A 19,839-nucleotide genomic window follows, 5' to 3' on the forward strand; every position below is an offset into this window, starting at 1 on the left:
TGTCATTGGTGGGAGCGCGAGCCGAGCATCGGCACCACTCGCGGTATTCGTTGAGCTGCGGCTAAACCGTCACGAGGTCCAGTCCGGTGAGTTCTGCGAGCCCCGTGACGGTGTTGTCCCCGAACAGCTCGCGCACCGCGAATCCCGCCACTGTGACGTCGAACACGGCGTGGTCGGTGTACACCCGGGTCACGCACCCGACCCCGGTCAGTGGGTAGTCGCAGTTCTGCACAAGTTTCGGGGTGCCCTGCTTCGTCAACAGGTCGGTCATGACGTAGACAGATTTCGCGCCAATCGCGAGGTCCATCGCGCCACCGATCGCGGGGATCGCGTCGGGCGCGCCCGTCGACCAGTTCGCAAGGTCACCGTTCTCGGCAACCTGGAACGCGCCAAGCACGCACACGTCGAGGTGACCGCCGCGCATCATCGCGAAGGAGTCAGCGTGATGGAAATACGAGGCGCCTGGCACCGCCGTAACGGGCTGCTTCCCCGCGTTGATGAGGTCAGGGTCGATGCGTGCTGGCTCCGGCGCTCCGCCCATCCCGAGCATTCCGTTCTCGGTGTGCAGGATAATCTCGCGGTCCCTCGGCAGGTAGTTCGCGACGAGCGTTGGCGCGCCGATCCCGAGGTTCACGTATGCGCCGTCGGGGATGTCAAGGGCAATCTTTGCGGCAAGGTCTTGCCGGCTAATTCGCGAGTACATCTGCGGGCTCCTTCGTGTCGTGTCCGGGCGAGGGAAGCGGGACCCCGTCGATGTCGACGCCACCGGCGAACTCGCCGTCGCGCAGCCACTCGCGTTCGCCGAGCGCGACGACCCGGTCAACGAAGATTCCCGGCGTCACAACCGCTTCCGGGTCGAGCGCGCCCAAGGGCACAATCTCATCGACCTGAGCGATCGACACGGTTGCAGCAGCAGCCATGATCGGGCCGAAGTTTCGTGCGGTCTCACGGTAGACAACGTTGCCCCAGCGGTCAGCTGACAAGCCACTGATGAGCGCGAAATCAGCACGGATTGGGTATTCAAGCAAGTATGTTCGGCCTCCGATCTCACGGGTTTCCCGGCCCTCGGCGAGCTCGGTGCCAACCGCTGTTGGCGAGTAGAACGCTCCCACCCCCGCGCCGGCCGCACGGATACGCTCAGCGAGATTGCCCTGCGGCACGAGTTCGAGCTCAAGCTCACCTGACCGGTAGAGCCTGTCAAAGACCCACGAGTCGTGCTGCCGCGGGAACGAGCAGATGATCTTCCGTACCCGCCCTGTTGCAAGAAGCGCGGCGAGCCCAACGTCGCCGTTCCCCGCGTTGTTGTTCACAACGGTAAGGTCTTTCGCCCCCTGATCAATGAGGGCGTCGATGAGTTCTACGGGCTGCCCAGCTCGGCCGAAGCCGCCAATCATCACCGTTGCACCGTCAAAGATGCCAGCGACCGCGTCGGCAAGCGTAGGTACTGTTTTGTTAATCATCGCGCACCCCTCACCACTCGAATGTCATCAACTCGGCTCTCTTCGTCGGGGCGGCGGTCGTCAGTCGGTTCGAAGCCGACCTTCCTGTAAAACTCAAACGCTCGTGCGTTCCCGTCGACGACCCAGGCAAACGCGGGCTCGTCACCGAGCAGCCGGTCGATGAGTACAGTAGCGAGCCCGGTGCCGCGTGCCTCCGGTGTGAGGTTGAGCGTGTGCAGCTCGAGGCCGAGCGGCCCCGCGTCGTCGTGCCGGTGTGCCGACCCGAACCCGAGGAACACGCCGGAGGCGGAGTGCGCGACCAGAACTTGGTAGCCGGGCGCCCGTTCAAGCGCGCCTTCCCACTCCGGGAGCCGCCGTTCGGCGGTGAGGGCGCGGAGGAAGTCAGCGTCCATGAGCCCCGCGTACGCTTCTTGCCAGACGGCGACGTGAAACTCGGCAATGTCGGGCAGGTCTTCGTGCGTCGCAGGGCGAATCGTAAACGGCCGCACGGCTCCGGCGAGGGGCTCGTAAGCAGTGAGATCGCCGAGTTCACGGTCGCCGTCAAACGGCCAGGCAGTAGTGTCGGTGTGATGGAACCTCAGTGCGGTGAAATCTGTTTGCGCGGGTCCAGGGGCATCAACAGGAATGATGCGCCCAACGACGGGCTCGAATGCCGCACGGAAGTGGTTCTTCACTTTCCAGGCGAGCACGTCGTACGCCGTCGGATCGACGCCAAGGTAGCGGTACAGCGCCGGGTCGTTCGCGGTGATCGGGCGGCCCGTGACAACGACGTCGACTGTGGCCGAGACTGGGTGCCCGTCGACGGTGCGCAGCCGTAGCCACGCGGCGCCGCCGGTATCGACAGAGAGCCCCGCGTTGAACGGCCCATCGTTCACGTAGACGCCATCGGTCGCCGCAAGTACCTTTGCCTTGACGGTGAGCGGCGCACCGAACTCCGTGGAAGCCTTCCCCGCGAGTTGCGTTTCGAGCACGGCCCCGACACCGGCCGAACGGGCCGCGCGAACCACGTCGTCGTCACAGATCGCCGACATCAGCACGGTGCCGAGATCTGCCGCGAACACCTCATGGAGTAGCACCGTAGTGTCTGCGCTACCGCCCGACTGGGGGTTATCGGCGACATCGGCGAGCACGACCGGAGTCTCCCCCACAGCGATTGCCTCACGCGCGGCCGCGAGCGCCTCAGGGATGGCCGCGACGTCGACCTGGTAGCGCTCGCGCTGCGCCCAGAAGTACTCGGCCACTTCTTGGGCGACACGTTCGGCCTCGGATGGGTCAGCCGCAACGACGCTCACAGCGGCGCCCGAGCAGCGGGTGTCAGCGTAGGGAAACCCGGCGTGCGGGCTGACCGCGCGCACGCCGCCGGTCTCGCGCGCCCGTGCGAACCCCACGACGTCGGCCATGGGCCCTTCGGCTGTTCGCATGTTGATGCTGCGCAGCAGCATCGGAAGCCGCACGGTGCGCACCGTGAGCGGCTCCCCCGCGAGCGCGTCAAGCAGGGCGTTCGCGGCCCGCACGCCCTGATCGTACATGTCGATGTGCGGGTAGGTCTGGTAGCCGAAGATCAGCGCTCCGCACTCCGCCGGCGTGCCGCTGACGTTGGCGTGGAGGTCGAAGGTCACCGCGATCTGTGCGTCGGCGCCGAGGATCGCGCGGGCGAGTTCGATGATCGCGCCCTCGGGATCTTGCTCTGTCTCAGACACCATGGAGCCATGCAACGCGAGCAGCAGGCCATCGAGCGGGTTGTCGGCGACCGCGCGCCGAAGTGCGAGCTCGAATTCTCGCAACAGCGTCGCGTAAGCCGCAGTCGTGACGGTGCCAGCGGGCATCGCTGCTGCTGCTGTGAGCGGCACCGGAGTCGCCCCGCGGGCGCCGAGCACGTCGAGGAATCCACCGAGTTCTGTCTGTGTCCCCGAGTAGACGTCGATGAGGCGGTCGCCCTCGTGATGATCCTCGGCTTCGAACGCCGCGAGGTCAGTCGCGACCGGGCTAAACGAGTGTGACTCGTGATAGAAGAAGGCGACCCCAATGCGCGGGGCACTCGCGGACTGCTGCCCGCTGCCTGATGCTGTCATCTGTTCCATGATCTGCGTCACTCTGCTGTATCAGCGAAGCGCTGTTACGGCAGAGGTGCCTCCTGTCGCTGGTTGAAGAGGGCCGCGATCTCGTCGTGGCCCCGCTGGATGGCGGGCTCGAAGGTGAACTCGCTGTCGGCGCGCAGTTGGCGCAGTTCGCCGAGCTCCGCTTCCCGCGTCTTGAACGGGTGATTCCTGAGGGTTGCGAGAATCTCGCCCGCGACGATCTCTCCCTGTTTCAGTGAGACTTTCGCGCTTTCGACGCCGACAGTGTTTCCCGCCAGGAAGAGGCCAGGCAGCGCGGTCGCGCCCGTCGCCGAGTGCACAGGCACCTTCGCTCCGACGGAGTCGCTCGTGACGAATTCGAGCCCGAGAGAGGCGCTGAGGTCGTTGAGTGGCACGAGTCCGTTTGAGAGGCAGACCGAGTCCGTGCTAATGACGCGTCGGCTGCCGGGCACGGCGTCGCCGTTTGCACGCACCGTCTCGACCTCCGCACCCGTGACGCGGTCGTCACCGACGATGCGGACAAGGCGGGTGGTGAGACGCAGCGGGATCCCCCACAATGGGAGCGAGCGTGGGAGCACCCTCGCGGCGATCGCGGCGAGACCGGGGATCGCCATGAGCGCGCCACCAAGTCGCATATAGAAATACGGCGCAAGTTTGCTCAGCCCACCGAGTCGCTTCAGGGTGCTCTGCGGGTCACTATCGGGAACTGGCTGGGGCGGGAGCACAATTGAGTCGACGTCAACCCCACCAAGCTTCATTGCGCGCGCAATCGTGAGCGAGAGCGGGTCGACGCCGACGACAACGCTTCGCGCACCGGGCCGCACCCTGTGCGTGTTGGTGAGGATCTGCGCACCGCCGATGGTGAACACACCGGGCAGTGTCCACCCCGCGACTGGCATCGGCTTCTCGACCGCCCCGGTCGCGATCAGTACCGCTCGGGTCCGGATCTCGGCGGCGTCGCCGCCGCGTGACGACGTGGTGCGAACCACCCATCCGGGTTCAATGGCCCAGGCAACGGTGTCGGTAAAGATCCGCACGCCTGCGCGCTCGGCTCGAGCGAGCAGGTCATTCGCGAGCGTCCAGCCAATCCACCACTCGCCATCGTTCTCCTGATGGAGCTGACCGCGCAGCTTGCCTCCGGTCTGGTGGTTCTCTTCGATAAGAACGACAGTCAGACCATCTTCGGCAGCACGCGCTGCCGCGGAGAGCCCCGCGGGCCCCCCACCGACGACAACGAGGTCGACGCTGTCTCCGCTTTCGATGGTTCTCCCGTTCACGAGTCACTCCCCCGCGTCGAACGGTAGGTGTCACCGTCGCTGAGCGGCGCCTGGCACCCGCGCACTCGCTCCGCTGTCTCTTCATTAGGTCCGAGCCAGAGTCGGCACTCGTAGCAGTGCCCGATCCCGCAATAGAGCCCGCGAGGCTCACCCGCGACGGGCGACGTGCGCAGCTCGCGCACGCCCGCCGCAAGCAGGGCTGCCGCAATTGGTTCGCCTGTGCGACCTGTGTACGACTCGCCATTAAACGTGAAGTTCGCCTCGTCCGCCGCGGGCGGCTCTGGGAGTACCGGATGGTTCTCGATCCGCTCGGTCATGCTGCGCCCGCTTCCTGGGCCGCCGACTCCGCCAGGTCTCCGAGCGCGGTCGGACGTACTGGTAGGCGGACCGTCATCGAGCTGCCTCCCACTTCGGGCGCGATACCGGCCTGTCCGAGAAGCTCCTCGATCGCGGGGCGGCAGACGCGGCCCTGGCAGAAGCCCATGCCAGCGCGGGTGTGAAACTTCACTTCCTGAGCGGTGCAGACGCCCGCCTCCACAGCGTCAGCGATGTCTTGCGCGGTGACGTCTTCGCACCGGCACACAGTGTGGTTCATGCTGCTCTCCTTCAATTCTTCGCAAAGCGCCCGGGCGCATAGTCAGTGAGGGCGTCCCGCAGGGCCGCCGGGGTCTCGGTGCCGCGTACCTCGTGTTTGAGGAGCTCGGTAAACATGCGACCCGCGGCAGCTGACAGGCCGAAACCGTGGCCGTTGTAGCCGGCGCTCACCCAGAGACCGGGCACTCCCGGCACCTTGCCGAGGAGCGGGTAGTGGTCGGGGGTGAGCTCAACAGTCCCAGCGAAAGCACGGATGATCGGAACGCGCGAAAGCCCAGGGAACATCTCTGTCATATACGTGCCGTAGACGTCGAGCGCCTGCCTGGTTGTGGTCGTGTGGAATCCGTTCTCTTCCCACGGCCCGCCGCCCCCGATGAGGATGTTGTCGGCGTGGGTCTGCCTGGCATACACCCGGTTTCCAGAGACGAATGGGAAATCACCCTTCACCGGCAGTCGCTCCGTCGCGGTGAGTTGTGAGCGGCGCGGCCGCACGGGCAGCTCAGCCCCAACCTGCCGCCCGAGCTCCGTCGTCCACGGGCCCGCGGCGATGAGCACGACATCCGCCTCGTATGTGGTGTCCGCGGTCGACACACCAGCGACCCTTCCCTCGCGCTCGATGAGCCGCTCGACGTGCGCGAACGTCTCGACCTTGCCGCCTCGGCTGACGACAGCCTTGCGCAGCGACGTGGTCGCGGTGAACGGGTATCCCTGGCCATCGTGCGGGGAGAACAGCGCGCCCGCGATGCCGGGGTTGACGAGTGGCAGCTCTGCGACGGCTTCGCTCCCTTCACGCAGCTCGATCGGCACGCCAGCCCGCTCATAGATGTCGCGCGCTCGCTGCAACAGAGACAGCTCGGTGCCGTTCATCGCGACGATCGTGTGGCCCTTGCGCCGGAACTTCACATCGAGCCCGCGCTCACCGAGTTCCTCCCAGAGGTCCATCGAGACCCGGGCGAGGGCGACCTCGCCGATATCACGGCCGTTTGCGTAGATGCCGCCGGCGTTACGGCCCGAGGCGGCGCCCCCGAGGGCGCGTGACTCGAGCACTGTGACATCGGCTCCGGCCTCGCTCGCGTAGTACGCAGACATGAGGCCGACGATCCCCCCGCCAACAATCAGGACGCTGAGCCCGTCGAGCCCCTCGAGCGGGGCACCGCGAAGGGCCTCGCTCACGGCTTGGTAATCGCGTAGCGCGCGGTCACCCTGCTCGAGGTCGGTGTTCAGGGGGTCGAGGGTGAGCAGCGTCATGCGGTTTTCTTCGGTCATCACTGCTCCATGTTCTGCGGGTCGATGTAGACGGATACGAGCTCGGTCATGAATTCAAAGCCGTGCTCAGAGACCTCGCGGTGCCCGTTGCCCGACATCCCGGTGCCACCGAAGGGAACGCCGAGCTCGGCCGAGCTCGTGCCGCGGTTCACATAGATGAGGCCGCTATCGATGTCATCGAGCGCGGTAAAGGTCGCACCAAGGCTGCGCGTGAACACCGACGTCGAGAGACCGTAGTCGGTGTCGTTCGCAACTGTGAAGGCTTCTGTGGCATCAGCGACCCTGATCACCGCGATCACCGGGCCGAAGACCTCCCTTCGCGCGATCGCGTGCTCGCGAGTTACGCCGTCAAGCAGCGTCGGCAGGTAGAAGAAGCCTTCTGCGGGCAGGCCGTCGGGCCGTGCGCCGCCGGCGACGACGCTCGCCCCGTCCGAGACAGCGTCCCTCACGGCGCTCTCCACGCCCGCGAGTTGCGCGGCAGTGGCAACGGGGCCCATATCGACCGCCGCATCGGCGCCGTCGCCCACGGTGAGCGCGCGGATTCCATCGGCAACGCGCGCAATCAGCTCGTCAGCGACCTCAGCGACGACCACGATCCTGCTCGTCGCGGTGCAGCGCTGACCGCTCGTGAGGAACCCGCTGCGCACGATTTCTCGCGCGGCGAGGTCGAGGTCAGCGTCCGCAAGCACCACGGCCGCGTTCTTCCCACCGAGTTCGAGTGAGCACGGGGTGAGCGTCGAAGCGACGCGCTGCGAAATCTGCGTGCCAACCTCAGTGGACCCAGTGAACGAGACGGCGTCAACGCGCTCGTCCCCGACCGCCTCCGACGCGAGCGCCCCGGTGCAGGCGCCGAGCAGCGCGAAGGCGTCACCGATGCCGGCCCGCTCGAAGGCCTCGGTCACGAGTACCGCCGTGCCGTTCACCTGCTGAGCGGGCTTCCAGAGCACGACGTTACCGACGGCGAGCGCCGCGAAGATCTTGTAGCCTGCGAGCGCGATCGGGAAGTTCCATGGAGTGATGCACGCCACAACACCGATCGGTTTTCTCCGTGTGTGGATGAAGCGCGTGCCGTCGGCCGACGGGAGCACTTGCCCGAGCGAACGGCCGGCCTCGTGTGCGAACCACCTACAGGTGCTCGCGAACACTCCGACCTCACCGCGGGACTCAGCGAGCGTTTTCCCCATCTCGAGGGTCATCTGCCGCGCGATCCGCTCACCGTCACGCTCGATCTCAGCTGCGACCTGCTCCAGCACCCGCTGGCGCTCCTTGAGCGGGAGGCGCTGCCACGGGGCCACCGCGTCACGGAGGGTGTCGAGCGCGAGCCCAAGATCCTCCCTGCCCGCTTGTTTGTACGCCGCGAGCTGCATGCCCGTCGCAGGGTTCACGGTCTCGGTCGTGCCCTCACCGGTTCCCGGATGCCAGGCGCCGCCCCTGAACTGCGTGTTCACGGTGACCCCGCTCATGCGACGTGCCTGAGGAAGGACTGCAGCTTGCTGCTCTTCGGGTGATCGAAGAGCTCGGAGGGGACGCCCTCTTCCTCGACGACGCCGTCGGCCATGAATACCACACGGTCGGCGACGTCGCGGGCAAACGACATCTCGTGCGTGACGATGAGCATCGTCATCCCCGCGCTCGCGAGGTCCTTCATGACCTTCAACACCTCGCCACGCAGCTCGGGGTCGAGCGCGCTCGTGGGCTCATCAAAAAGCATTGCCTGCGGGTTCATCGCGAGCGCCCGCGCGATCGCGACGCGCTGCTGCTGCCCGCCTGAGAGCTTGTGCGGGTAGACGCCCGCCTTTTCAGCGAGCCCGACCCGCTCAAGAAGCACGAGGGCCTGCTCCGTCGCGGCCGCCTTCTTGACGCCCAGCACCTGCATCGGCGCTTCGATAACGTTTTCAAGCACGGTCTTATGTGGAAACAGGTTGAACTGTTGGAACACCATGCCGACGGTGCGGCGCACCCTGAGGATGTTCTCGGTCTTCCCGTCAACGGGCTGGCCGAGTACCGAGATGACACCGGATGTGGGCTCCTCGAGGTGGTTGGTGCACCGCAGGAGTGTGCTCTTGCCCGAGCCGGATGCCCCGATGAGCGCGACGACCTCGCCCCGCCGTACCTGCAGGCTCACGCCCTTGAGCACTTCCAGGTCGCCAAAGCACTTGTGAATATCTTGCATGTCGATCATGCAGTCGGTTGTTGCTGTCGTGGTCATCGGTCTGACACCGCCATTCGCTTCTCGAGCCGGGTGAGGAACATTGACATCACGGTGGTGAGGACCAGGTAGATTGCAGCCACAGTGAGGTAGAACTCCATGAACGCGAAGTTCGAGGCGGCAAAGCGCTGCGCCACCATCATGAGCTCGCTGACGGTGACGAGCGAGGCAAGTGACGAGTCCTTGATCATCGACACAGCCTGGTTGCCGAGCGCGGGCACACTAATGCGGAATGCCTGCGGGAGTACGATGCGCCAGAGCACCTTCGGTCGGGTCATACCGAGCGACGATGCCGCCTCAAGCTGTCCCTTCGGCACGGCTTGCAGACCGCCGCGCAGGATCTCGGCGATGTACGCGCCCGCGTTGATGCCGAGGCCAAGGATCGAGGAGAGGAACGCTCCGAGCTCGATACCCAGCTGGGGCAGGCCGAAGTAGATCAGGAAGAGCTGCACAAGTACGGGTGTGCCCCGGAATACCCAGACGTACAGGTCGACAAGCCAGACAAGCGGTTTGATACCGCTGAGTTTCATTACCGCAGCCACGAGGCCGAGGATCAAGCCAAGCGCGAGCGACAGGATCGAGATAAGGATCGTGATCCATGCTGCCTGCGCGAGAAACCCCAGATACGGGGCGACAAGCGTGAAGTCCATTCTTCGTTTGCTCTCTGTTCGTGACTAGCGTGATGGGACTAGCGGATGTCCGCACCGAACCACTTGGTGCTGATCTCCTCGTACGTGCCGTCCTCCTGCATGTCTGCAAGCGCGGCATTAACTGCACCGAGAAGTTGCTCTTGGTTCTTATCGACGGCGATGCCCGCAGCCGGGTTACTGATTCGCTCGCCAACGGTGACGATGCCGTAGCCGCGAGCAGAAACGATAGCGAGCCCGACAGGGCCATCGGTGATGACGCCGTCGATGCGGCCGTTCGACAGGTCCTCCATCGCGAGCTGGTCAGACTTGTAGGTCGTGACCTGCGCGCCGCGTTCGAGCGCCATATCCTCAAACGTCGTGCCGAGAGTGACACCGATGTTCAGCCCGGCGAGGTCGTCGGTGCTCGCGATCGTGTTGCCTTCTGGCGCGAAGATCTGCGTGCCCGTGTGGTAGTACGGGTCACTGAAGTCAACCTTCTGAGACCGCTCGTCGGTAATGGTGAGGCTCGAGATCACGATCTCGTATTTGCCAGCATTCAGACCGCCAATGATGCTGTCCCATGGCGTCGGCACGAACTCGGTCTTCGCGTCGAGCCGCTCAGCGATCGCGTTGCTGATGTCGACGTCGAACCCGACGAGTTCGTTCTTCGAATCAAACGAGTTGAACGGAGGGTAGGCTCCCTCGATGCCGACCCTCAGTGTGCCGCTGGACTCGACGCGCTCAAGCGCGTCTTTACTGCCACCGGCGCTACAGCCCGCGAGCAGCGCCGCCACGGAGATCATGCCGATGAGTCCGAGGACCTTGGTTTTCTTGTTCAGGAACATACTTCGTTTCTCCTTTGATGCGTCGGTAAGTTCAGATGATGCGTGGTGAAAATGGCGCGCCGCATGACGCTCACGGGGCTCGCCCCGCGCTCGAACGGCGCCTGGTGTGAGGGTGAGTCGGGTGTTAGTCGGTGTGGGCGCGCAGTGCTCCGTCAAGCCGGGAGAGCAGCTCTGCGATCTCCGCGGGTGTGGCGGTGAGCGGTGGAGCAACGAGGAGGTGCGGGACGACGGTCGCGTTTCCGCGGCTATCCGCACGCGTTGAGGCGCCAGGGTAGAGCACGAGTCCCCGGGCCATCGCCGCTCGATTGAGGGCATTCGCGCCGCCTCGGGCTGTAAGCGCGGGCGAGAGTTCGAGCGCGAGCAATAGCCCGGCACCTCGAACGTCAGTGATGGCACTCGGGTAGCGCGCCGCGAGGCTCTCGAGTCCTGAGCGCAGCTCTGCTCCCCGCAGGGCAACGTTCTCGAGCACGTCGCGTTCCGCATAGAACCGCAGCGCTGCAGCCGCCGCAGCGACCGCGACCGGGTGTCCGCTGTAGGTGTACCCGTGATGGAACACGCCGCCCGAGTCGCGGACTGCCTGCACGATAGGATCCGAGACGATCACACCAGACAGTGGCGCGTAACCGCCAGTGACGCCCTTCCCGAAGGTGATGAGATCGGGCACGATGCCCGAACGCTCGACGGCGAAATTCGTGCCGCAGCGCCCGAAGCCAGTCATTACTTCGTCGGCGATCAGCACGATGCCGTGCGTGCGGCAGATCTTCGCGATCTTCCGCAGCGCCTCGTGTTCGGGCTCGAACGCACCGAGCTGACTTCCAACGAGCGGCTCAAGGATGAGCGCTGAGATGTTCTCCGCGCCCTCGCTGCGCACGAGCTTCTCAAGCGCAGCAACGGGGGCCATCGCGTCGGCGCTGTCGCGCCAGCTCGGCAGCCTGAGAGTGCGCGGCAGCATTGGGGCATAGTGCTGCCGGCGCGATGCGTCTCCCCCGACCGCGAGGGCCCCGAGCGTGTTGCCGTGGTAGTTATCCCACATGCCGACAACGAGGTGGCGACTGCTCTCGCCGCGACTCAGGTGGTACTGCCGCGCGAGCTTGAACGCCGATTCGTTCGCTTCGGAGCCTCCGCTTGCGAAGAAAACGCGGGTGAACCCCTCGGGTGCGAGACTCTGGATACGTGCCGCGGCGTCGTGAAGCGCAGCGGTCTCGAAACGAAGCGTGTGCGCAAACCCAACCCGCAGCGCCTGCTCGCGCATAGCGTCGGCGATCTCGGTAACCCCGTGGCCGAGATTCGCGGCGACCGCTCCCGAGCTCCCGTCGAGGTACTCCGTGCCATCTTCAGCGTAGAGATAGCTTCCCTGCGCGCTGACGATCAGCGGGTAGTCGGCGCCGAAGTCACGGTGAAAAACCGCACTGCCGCTCATCCGCGGGCCGCCCGGAATGGCGAGGGCGCCACGCCACACTCGTCGCTACAGATCATCATCAACAACACTCCCTCGTGTTCGTTCTGTGAAACCTTTTTCTCTCTGCGAATATCTTGCAGCGCTGAAGAGCGGTTGTCAACCCGAACAACAGGCTGCCCCTTCAAGGGCTCTCCAGCACAAGGCCCCCATGGGCAGCACAAAGCCCCGACACCTCACAAAAGGCGCCGGGGCTGCGCCCAGCAAACACCGCCGCTAATCAGTCACGGTGCAGAACGCACGGCGCGCTAGTCGTCGATCGACAGTTCCTGCGGCAGCTTCAGCTCGCGGGTCGAGAGTTCCTCAACGTTGACGTCCTTGAACGTGAGCACGCGCACCGACTTCACGAAGCGGTCGGAACGGTAGACGTCCCACACCCACACGTCACCCATGGTGAGTTCGAAGTAGAAATCGTTGCCCGCGTCGTTCCGCTTGAGATCCACCTCGTTTGCGAGGTAGAAGCGGCGCTCGGTCTCGACTACGTATCGGAACTGACTCGCAATGTCGCGATATTCGCGAAACAGCGCCAGCTCTGCATCGCGTTCGTATTCCTCAAGATCGTCCTCATTCATCCCCTCCATCCTATGCCGGTTCGCCGACACGCGGGCACCGCGAAGCCCAGCTTGACCTATTCGAACATATGTTCGAATATGGTCGCATGAGTTCCGCGGCATCGCTCCCAGATCTGCGGCAGCGCATCAGCGAGATGCAGCCGCTGCGGATCGACGAGCGCGCACTCCCCACAGCGCCCGGGCTGCGGGCGCTGCTGCCGGGCGGCGCCCTGCGCGCGGGGTCCGCGTATTCGGTGCAGGGGTCATGGCAGCTCGCGCTCTCGTTCCTCGCGGAGGCGTCCCAGGGCGGCGCGTGGTGCGGCGTGCTCGGCTGCCCCGCGTTCGGCGCCGAGGCCGCGGTCTCCCTGGGCATCGCGCTCGATCGATGTGTGCTCATCCCCGATCCGGGCCGGCACGCGCTCACCCTCGCCGGCACGCTCAGCGAGACGCTCTCGGTCGTCGTCGCGCGCTTCGACAGCCGCGTCTCCCCCGCCGACATCGAGCGCCTCGGCGCCCGGCTCCGCGAGCACGGCTCCGCGCTCGTCGTGATGGGCGATTGGGCGCGAAGCGAGTCGCGCTTGACGGTGCTCTCCTCCCGCTGGGCTGGGCTCGGCGCCGGGCACGGCGCACTCACCACGCGGGAACTGACCGTACAGTCGGAGGACCGCCGGGGCACGAAGCGCCACGCCGTCAGGTTCGAGCGGGGCTGCCTGGCCAGCGACCGGGCCCCAGCGCCGCACACGACGCATCCCGGCCGCGCGCTCAGGGCGGTCTGACATGCCTCCCGAACGCGTCGTCACGCTGCACCTCGTCGACTGGCCGCGCGAGGATCCCCGGGCGGGGTCCGCTGCGGCCAGAGGCGCCGACCCCGAGGAGGCCCCGCCCGATTTCGCGCCCGTCTTCGCGAAGCTCACCGACCTTGTGCCCGCGATCGAGGAGCTTCGCCCCGGCCTCGTCGCGATGCGAGCGCGCGGCCCCGTGCGCTATTACGGCGGCGAGCGCGCGGTCGCGGAGGCGCTGCTGGAGTTCGCGCGCGCGGAGGGGCTTGGGCACGCGCGCGTCGGGATCGCTGACGGCAGGTTCGCGGCGGAGTTGGCGGCGAGCGCGGATCCGGATCCCGTCGATGGCATTCGAATCGTCGAGCCCGGCGGCGGCGCCGCGTTTCTCAGCGAGCTCCCCGTCGCGTGGGCGACGGACGAGAAGCTGGGGCAGCTGCTGCCCGGCCTCGGCATCTACACGCTCGGGGCGTTCGCCGCACTTCCCGAGGACGCGGTGCGGGCACGATTCGGGCCCGCCGGCGTGCTCGCGCACCGGCACGCGCGCGGCGAGGACGGCGAGCGTGGCGAGCCCGTGCGGGCGCAGCAGGCGGCGCGGGACTTCGCGCTCTCCCTCGATTTCGAGCCGCCCATCGCTGGCACCGAACAGCTCACGTTCGCCTGCAGCTCGCTTGTTGAACGCTTCATCGGCGCGCTCACCGAGGAGCGGCTCGTATGCACCTCGCTGCGGGTGACGCTCACCGACGACATCGGGATCCGTCACGAGCGCGACTGGGCGCACCCGAGGTTCTTCTCCCCGCAGGACGCGTTGGCGCGGCTGCGCTGGCAGTCCGAGAGCCTCGTGGCGGGGTTCACGGGCGCCGAGGAGCGCGCGGGTGCGGGGATCGCGACGGTGCGGATCGCCCCCGTGCGGACCGACAGGATCGCCTCGCACGAGCCCGGGCTCTGGACGAGCGGGCCGGACGAGCGCGTGCATCACCACCTGAGCCGGGCGCAGGGGCTGCTCGGTCCCGGCGGGGTCGGCACGGTGTCGCTCGACGGCGGCAGGCTGCTGCTCGAGCGGCAGCGGTTCACGCACTGGGGGTCCGCGCCGAAACGCGACCGGGCGCCCGGGCCGTGGCCGGGCGCGCTTTCCGCGCCGCTCCCGACGCTCGTGTTCTCCCCGCCGTTGCGGGCCCGGCTGCTCGACGAGGCTGGCAGCGTCGTCGGCGTCGACGCTGAGGATCTGCTCGCGGCCACGCCGTACGCGCTGCGCGTGGAGGGGCACCGGTCGCCGGGTGCTGTGCGGGGGTGGTCGAAGCCGTGGCCGATCCGCGAGCACTGGTGGGACGGCAGGCCGGAGCGGTTCAGGCTGCAGCTTGAGCTCGACACGGGCGACAGCTGGCTGCTGCTCGCACGCGTGCGCCCTGGTGAGTCGGACGGGGCGACGGCGACCTGGTTCGCGGAGGGCAAATATGACTAGCCCGACCGGCGCGTCCGACACCCCACAGTACGCGGAGCTCCACGCGCACTCGCACTACAGCTTTCTCGACGGCGCCTCCTCCCCCGAGCAGCTCGTCGCCGAGGCGCAGCGGCTCGGCCTCGCGGGGCTCGCGCTCACCGATCACGACGGCTTCTACGGGGCGCCACGGTTCGCGGAGGCAGCGCTGCCGACCCCGGAGTTTCTCACCGTCTACGGGGCGGAGCTCACGCTCGGGCTGGAGGCCCCGCAGCTTGGCGCGGCCGACCCCGCGGGAAGCCACCTGCTGCTGCTCGCGCGCGGCACCGCTGGCTACCACCGGCTCGCCTCCGCCATCACTGAGGGCCAGCTCGCCGGCGGCGAGAAGGGGCGTCCCGTCTACGACCTTGCGGAGCTCGCCGCCGCGGGCGAGGGCGAGTGGGCGGTGCTCACCGGGTGCCGCAAGGGCGAGGTGCGGCGTGCGCTTGAGCGCGACGGTCGAGCGGCGGCGGGCGTGGCGCTCGAGCGGCTCACGTCGCTGTTCGGGCGCGACAACGTCTACGTCGAGCTCACGCATCACGGGCATCCCGGCGACGACGCCCGCAATGCGGCGCTCGCCGAGCTCGCCACGGCTGCGGGTCTGCCGACGCTCGCGACGGGCGCGGTGCACGCCGCGACCAGGCCGGCGACACGCACCGCCGAGGCGATGGCCGCGGTGCGGGCGCGGCGCAGCCTCGCCGAGCTCGATCCGCATCTCCCCGCCGCCGGCGCGGCGCACCTCCGAAGCGCCGAGGCCATGCTCCGGCACTTCTCCCGCCACCCCGATGCCGTCGCGCGGACCGTGCCGCTCGCGCGCGAGCTCGCGTTCTCGCTCAGGGAGGCGACCCCGCGGCTGCCGAAACTCGACCTCCCTGCGGGGCACACGCAGATGAGCTGGCTGCGGGAGCTCGTGTGGCAGGGCGCCGCCGAACGCTACGGCGCGGGCCGGGACACCCTCGACGCCCCGCGGCGCGAGCGCATCGAACGCGAGCTCGACGTGATTGAGCAGCTCGACTTCCCCGGCTACTTCCTCATCGTGCACGACATTGTGCGGGAGGCGCGCGCACGCGGGATCCTCTGCCAGGGCCGGGGGTCCGCGGCGAACTCGGCGATCTGTTACCTGCTGAAGGTCACCTCGGTCGATTCGATCTTCTACGGTCTCCCGTTCGAGCGTTTCCTTTCGAGTCTGCGCGAGGAGGAGCCAGACATTGACGTCGACTTCGACTCCGAGCGGCGCGAGGAGATGATCCAATACGTCTACGAGAAGTACGGCAGGCGCAACGCGGCCCAGGTCGCGAACGTCATCACCTACCGCCCGAAGGCGGCGATCCGGGACGCCGCGAAGGCGCTCGGCTACAGCGTCGCCGAGCAGCGCGCGTGGACGCGCAGCATCAGCCACCACGACGCGTTCCCCGCCGAGCAGTCGAGCACTGCTGCGGGGGCTGAGCCCGAGGACCCCCCGGCGAACGCCCGCGAGCGCTCCCGCCGGAGGCCACGCGCGGCCGCGGCGGCCGACGCGCACTCGCCATACGCCGCGATCCCGGAACCGGTGCTGCGGCTCGCGAACGCGTTCAAGGGGGCGCCCAGGCACCTCGGCATCCACTCGGGCGGGATGGTGCTCACCGAGCGTCCCGTCGGCGAGGTCTGCCCGATCGAGCACGCGCGCATGGAGAAGCGCACCGTGCTGCAGTGGGACAAGGACGACTGCGCGGCGATGCGGCTCGTGAAGTTCGACCTGCTCGGCCTTGGCATGCTGAGCGCGATCGACAAGACGCTGCGTATGGTCGCGGCGGCGACGGGTGAGGAGTGGACGTTCGACTCGATCCCGAAGGAGGAGTCGGGGGTCTACGACATGCTCTGCCGGGGCGACGCGATCGGCGTGTTCCAGGTTGAGAGCCGCGCCCAGCTCAACACCCTGCCGCGGCTGCGCCCGCGGAGCTTCTACGACCTTGTCATCGAGATCGCGCTCATCCGCCCGGGCCCCATCCAGGGCGGCGCCGTGCACCCGTATCTGCGCCGGCGCGCCGGCAAGGAGGAGATCACCTATTCGCATCCGAGCCTCGAGCCCGTGCTCGCTCGGACCCTCGGGATCCCGCTCTTCCAGGAGCAGCTCATGCAGATCGCGACGACGGTCGGCGGGTGCACCGGTGAGGACGCCGACCTGCTCAGGCGCTCGATGGGTTCCAAGCGCGGCAAGGAGCGAATGGATTCGCTCCGGGAGAAGATCTTCGCCGGGATGCGCGCGAACGGGATCGACGGCGAACAGGCGCAGCTCGTGTACACGCAGCTCGAGTCGTTCGCCGACTTCGGGTTCGCGGAAAGCCATTCGATCAGCTTTGCGCTCATCGTCTACGTCAGCTCGTGGATCAAGCTGCACTACCCCGCCGTGTTCCTCGCCGGGCTGCTGCAGTCGCAGCCAATGGGGTTCTACTCGCCGCGCAGCCTCGCCGAGGACGCGAAGCGGCACGGCGTCGTCGTGCGCCCGCCAGACGTGCAGTTCTCCGCCGTGCACGCGGGCGTCGAGCCGCTCACGCTGGGCGCCGCGGCGGAGACCGGGCCGGGCCCTGCGTCCGTCCCAGACGTCGCCCCCTCGCAGCTCGCACCCACCGGGCTGCCCGAGTGCGCGGCGGGCGACCATCCGCCCGTCGGGCCGTTCGACGAGACCGCCCCGGACACGAGCGGCAAGCACCGCAGGGACGGGCGGTTCGCGGTCAGGCTCGGGCTCTCCGAAGTGCGCGGGATCGGCGTGAAGATCGCCGAGCGCATCGTGGCGGCGCGCGCCGCCGGGCCGTTCGCTGACCTCGCGGATCTCGCCAGGCGTGCGGATCTCGACCGCGAGCAGCTCGAGGCGCTCGCGTCGTCGGGCGCCTGCGCCGGCCTTGGGCTCTCGCGACGCGACGCGCTCTGGGGCGCCGGGCCGGCCGCAGATAACCGGGATCGATACCTGCCGGGCATCGCCGTCCACGTGCAGCCGCCGCTGCTTCCCGTGCTGACCGACGCCGAGCAGACCTCGCTCGACCTGTGGACGACTGGGGTGGCGACCGGAACGCATCCGCTCGCGCTGCTTCGGGACTCGCTCGATGCGCGCGGCATCATCCGCTCCGACCTCGCCCGGCGGTCGCAGAACGGCTCAACTGTTCAGGTCGCCGGCCTCGTCACCCACCGCCAGCGGCCGGGCACGGCCGCCGGAGTGACCTTCCTCACGCTTGAGGATGAGAGCGGCACCGTCAACGTCGTCGTGTGGGCGAAGGTGTGGCAGGCGCATCGGCTCGTCGCGCAGTCGGCGCCGGCGATGATCGTTCGCGGCGTCGCCGACAGATCCCCCGAGGGAGTCTTCAACGTCATCGCGCACGGCTTCGAGCCGCTTCCGGCGCCGCAGGCTGTCGCGTCGAGGGACTTCCGTTAGCTATGCTGGCGAGGTGCACACCTCTACTGCTTTGCTCACCGATCACTACGAGCTGACTATGGTCGACGCCGCGCTAAAGGCCGGCACCGCGAACCGCAACAGCGTCTTCGAGCTCTTCGCTCGCAGGCTCTCGGGAGCACGTCGCTACGGTGTTGTCGCCGGAACCGGCCGACTCCTCGAAGCGGTCACGAACTTCCGCTTCGGTGACGCCGAACTCGACTTCCTCCGCGCAAACAACGTCGTGAGCGCCGAAACGATCGACTGGCTGGCGAACTACCGCTTCACCGGAGACATCTGGGGCTACCCGGAGGGCGAGGTGTTCTTCCCGGGCTCCCCGCTCATCACGGTCGAAGCGAGCTTCGCCGAGGGCGTCATCCTTGAGACGCTCGCGCTCAGCATCATGAACTACGACTCCGCCGTCGCGACCGCCGCATCCCGCATGGTCTACGCCGCGAACGGCAAGCCGCTTGCCGAGATGGGCTCGCGTCGCACCAGCGAGCGCAGCGCGGTCGCCGCGGCACGAGCCGCCTACATTGCGGGCTTCAGCGCCACGTCGAACCTCGAGGCTGGTCGCAGCTACGGGATCCCCACCATGGGCACCGCAGCGCACTCGTTCACGCTGCTCCACGACTCCGAGCGCGAAGCCTTCGAGGCGCAGATCGCAGCATTCGGCCCGGACACGACGCTGCTCGTGGACACGTACGACACCGAGCAGGGCGTCCGCACCGCCGTCGAGGTCGCCGGCACCGGGCTTGGGGCCGTGCGCATCGACTCTGGCGACCTGCCCGTCGTCGTCGTCGAGGTCCGCGAACTGCTCGACTCGCTCGGCGCCACGAACACGCGCATCACCGTGACCAACGACCTCGACGAGCACACCGTCGCCGCGCTCGCGGCCTCACCGGTCGACTCGTTCGGCGTCGGCACTTCGGTCGTTGTCGGCTCGGGCAGCCCCACGATGGGCATGGTCTACAAGCTCGTCGCACGCGAGGACGACAACGGCGAGTGGGTGTCCGTCGCGAAGAAGAGCACCGACAAGGCCTCGGTCGGCGGCCGCAAGAGCGTCCGCCGTCTGCACAACGCACGCGGCGCGGCACGTGCAGAACTCATCTACCTCGGCGACGGCCCAGGTGGCGCAGACGAGGGAGCCGAGGTCGCGGACTCGAGTCGTGAGGTGCTCGAGCACCTGGTGATCGGCGGCGAGATTCAGCCGCAGTATGTCGGCGCCGACGGTATCGAGCTGGCGCGCGAGCGGCACCGCACGAGCGTGGCCGAGCTCCCCCGCGTCGCGATGAGCCTCACTCGCGGCGACCCCGCGATCCCGACCGAGTACCGCTAGGCCCAGTCCTGGGGTTTGGGGCCCCAGATCTGAGCACTCACCCGCAGGCACCACCGGTACATCTGGGATCTGCGATGCTAATGCCCGTCACCCGCCTGCGCGGACATTGGTGCTGCAGATCACAGGCGAACCGGCCGACAGGTGATCCGGCCGACAGGCGAGGCGGCCAACAGCCGGTGTAGGAACCCCTACTTCTTCATCCGCTCGTAGACCTTCTTGCAGTCCGGGCAGACCGGGAAGCGCTCGGGGTCGCGCGACGGCGTCCACTTCTTGCCGCACAGCGCGCGGACCGGCTTGCCGGTGACCGCCGACTCGACAATCTTGTCCTTCGGAACGTAGTGCGAGAACCGCTCGTGGTCGCCGTCCTCGATCTGTGAATCCTCGAGCAGCTTTTCGAGCTCGCGGTCCATAACGTCGAGGCCGCCGCCGGTGTCAGGAGTGTCGCGCGTGAAGATACCCATACCGGCATTCTACTCGCT

At 67.5% G+C, this 19,839-nt stretch carries 18 protein-coding genes; 4 read left to right on the forward strand and 14 right to left on the reverse strand.

Annotation, left to right across the window (positions count from 1 at the left end; all coding sequences use genetic code 11):
• Positions 1-61: 61 nt before the first annotated feature.
• The 13 genes from BJ960_RS10000 to BJ960_RS10060 form a co-directional block, all read right to left on the reverse strand.
• Complete coding sequence (locus BJ960_RS10000; RefSeq protein WP_185987184.1) at positions 62-703, reverse strand: 3-oxoacid CoA-transferase subunit B; 642 nt, start codon at positions 701-703, stop codon at positions 62-64.
• Complete coding sequence (locus BJ960_RS10005; RefSeq protein ID WP_185987185.1) at positions 687-1,460, reverse strand: 3-oxoacid CoA-transferase subunit A; 774 nt, start codon at positions 1,458-1,460, stop codon at positions 687-689. The genes BJ960_RS10000 and BJ960_RS10005 overlap by 17 nt, the downstream gene beginning before the upstream one ends.
• Positions 1,457-3,541 carry a GNAT family N-acetyltransferase gene (locus tag BJ960_RS10010; RefSeq protein ID WP_185987186.1) on the reverse strand — a complete coding sequence of 695 codons (2,085 nt, stop codon included), beginning with the start codon at positions 3,539-3,541 and terminating at the stop codon, positions 1,457-1,459. The genes BJ960_RS10005 and BJ960_RS10010 overlap by 4 nt, the downstream gene beginning before the upstream one ends.
• 35 nt (positions 3,542-3,576) lie before the next feature.
• Positions 3,577-4,815 (reverse strand): NAD(P)/FAD-dependent oxidoreductase, encoded by a 1,239-nt coding sequence (locus tag BJ960_RS10015; protein ID WP_185987187.1) that lies wholly within the window; start codon positions 4,813-4,815, stop codon positions 3,577-3,579.
• A complete protein-coding gene (locus BJ960_RS10020) occupies positions 4,812-5,132 on the reverse strand; it encodes a (2Fe-2S)-binding protein (RefSeq protein WP_185987188.1) in 321 nt (106 codons plus the stop codon). The genes BJ960_RS10015 and BJ960_RS10020 overlap by 4 nt, the downstream gene beginning before the upstream one ends.
• Positions 5,129-5,410 (reverse strand): (2Fe-2S)-binding protein, encoded by a 282-nt coding sequence (locus BJ960_RS10025; RefSeq protein WP_185987189.1) that lies wholly within the window; start codon positions 5,408-5,410, stop codon positions 5,129-5,131. The genes BJ960_RS10020 and BJ960_RS10025 overlap by 4 nt, the downstream gene beginning before the upstream one ends.
• Before the next feature lie 11 nt (positions 5,411-5,421).
• Entirely contained in the window at positions 5,422-6,675 is a 1,254-nt protein-coding gene (locus BJ960_RS10030; RefSeq protein ID WP_185987190.1) for an NAD(P)/FAD-dependent oxidoreductase, read from the reverse strand.
• Positions 6,675-8,138, reverse strand: coding sequence for an aldehyde dehydrogenase family protein (locus tag BJ960_RS10035; RefSeq protein ID WP_185987191.1), 1,464 nt, complete (start codon positions 8,136-8,138; stop codon positions 6,675-6,677). Before BJ960_RS10035 ends, BJ960_RS10030 begins: the two co-directional genes overlap by 1 nt.
• Entirely contained in the window at positions 8,135-8,884 is a 750-nt protein-coding gene (locus BJ960_RS10040) for an amino acid ABC transporter ATP-binding protein (protein WP_272928753.1), read from the reverse strand. The genes BJ960_RS10035 and BJ960_RS10040 overlap by 4 nt, the downstream gene beginning before the upstream one ends.
• On the reverse strand, positions 8,881-9,534 hold the full coding sequence (locus tag BJ960_RS10045; RefSeq protein ID WP_141886375.1) for an amino acid ABC transporter permease: 654 nt from the start codon (positions 9,532-9,534) through the stop codon (positions 8,881-8,883). Before BJ960_RS10045 ends, BJ960_RS10040 begins: the two co-directional genes overlap by 4 nt.
• Before the next feature lie 38 nt (positions 9,535-9,572).
• Positions 9,573-10,358: a transporter substrate-binding domain-containing protein gene (locus tag BJ960_RS10050; RefSeq protein WP_185987192.1), complete on the reverse strand. Its 786-nt coding sequence runs from the start codon at positions 10,356-10,358 to the stop codon at positions 9,573-9,575.
• A 124-nt stretch (positions 10,359-10,482) separates the two neighbouring features.
• Positions 10,483-11,778 carry an aminotransferase family protein gene (locus tag BJ960_RS10055; RefSeq protein WP_185987193.1) on the reverse strand — a complete coding sequence of 432 codons (1,296 nt, stop codon included), beginning with the start codon at positions 11,776-11,778 and terminating at the stop codon, positions 10,483-10,485.
• 284 nt (positions 11,779-12,062) lie between these two features.
• On the reverse strand, positions 12,063-12,386 hold the full coding sequence (locus tag BJ960_RS10060) for a DUF2469 domain-containing protein (protein ID WP_119284152.1): 324 nt from the start codon (positions 12,384-12,386) through the stop codon (positions 12,063-12,065).
• A gap of 86 nt (positions 12,387-12,472) precedes the next feature.
• On the opposite strand from BJ960_RS10060, the gene BJ960_RS10065 reads away from it, so the two are divergent.
• Genes BJ960_RS10065 through BJ960_RS10080 form a run of 4 tightly spaced genes read left to right on the forward strand, consistent with a single transcriptional unit; the run spans position 12,473 to position 19,360 of the window.
• Positions 12,473-13,141, forward strand: a complete 669-nt coding sequence (locus BJ960_RS10065; protein WP_183075233.1) for a hypothetical protein — start codon at positions 12,473-12,475, stop codon at positions 13,139-13,141.
• Between the two features lies 1 nt (position 13,142).
• On the forward strand, positions 13,143-14,603 hold the full coding sequence (locus tag BJ960_RS10070) for a DNA polymerase Y family protein (protein WP_185987194.1): 1,461 nt from the start codon (positions 13,143-13,145) through the stop codon (positions 14,601-14,603).
• Positions 14,596-18,024, forward strand: coding sequence for an error-prone DNA polymerase (locus BJ960_RS10075; protein ID WP_185987195.1), 3,429 nt, complete (start codon positions 14,596-14,598; stop codon positions 18,022-18,024). The genes BJ960_RS10070 and BJ960_RS10075 overlap by 8 nt, the downstream gene beginning before the upstream one ends.
• A gap of 13 nt (positions 18,025-18,037) precedes the next feature.
• Positions 18,038-19,360: a nicotinate phosphoribosyltransferase gene (locus BJ960_RS10080; RefSeq protein WP_185987196.1), complete on the forward strand. Its 1,323-nt coding sequence runs from the start codon at positions 18,038-18,040 to the stop codon at positions 19,358-19,360.
• Between the two features lie 188 nt (positions 19,361-19,548).
• Here the strand turns inward: BJ960_RS10080 and BJ960_RS10085 are convergent, their stop codons facing one another.
• Positions 19,549-19,821 (reverse strand): DUF3039 domain-containing protein, encoded by a 273-nt coding sequence (locus tag BJ960_RS10085; RefSeq protein ID WP_119284164.1) that lies wholly within the window; start codon positions 19,819-19,821, stop codon positions 19,549-19,551.
• Between the last annotated feature and the right edge of the window lie 18 nt (positions 19,822-19,839).

This window comes from Leucobacter aridicollis, assembly GCF_013409595.1.
Classification (GTDB): Bacteria; Actinomycetota; Actinomycetes; order Actinomycetales; family Microbacteriaceae; genus Leucobacter; species Leucobacter aridicollis.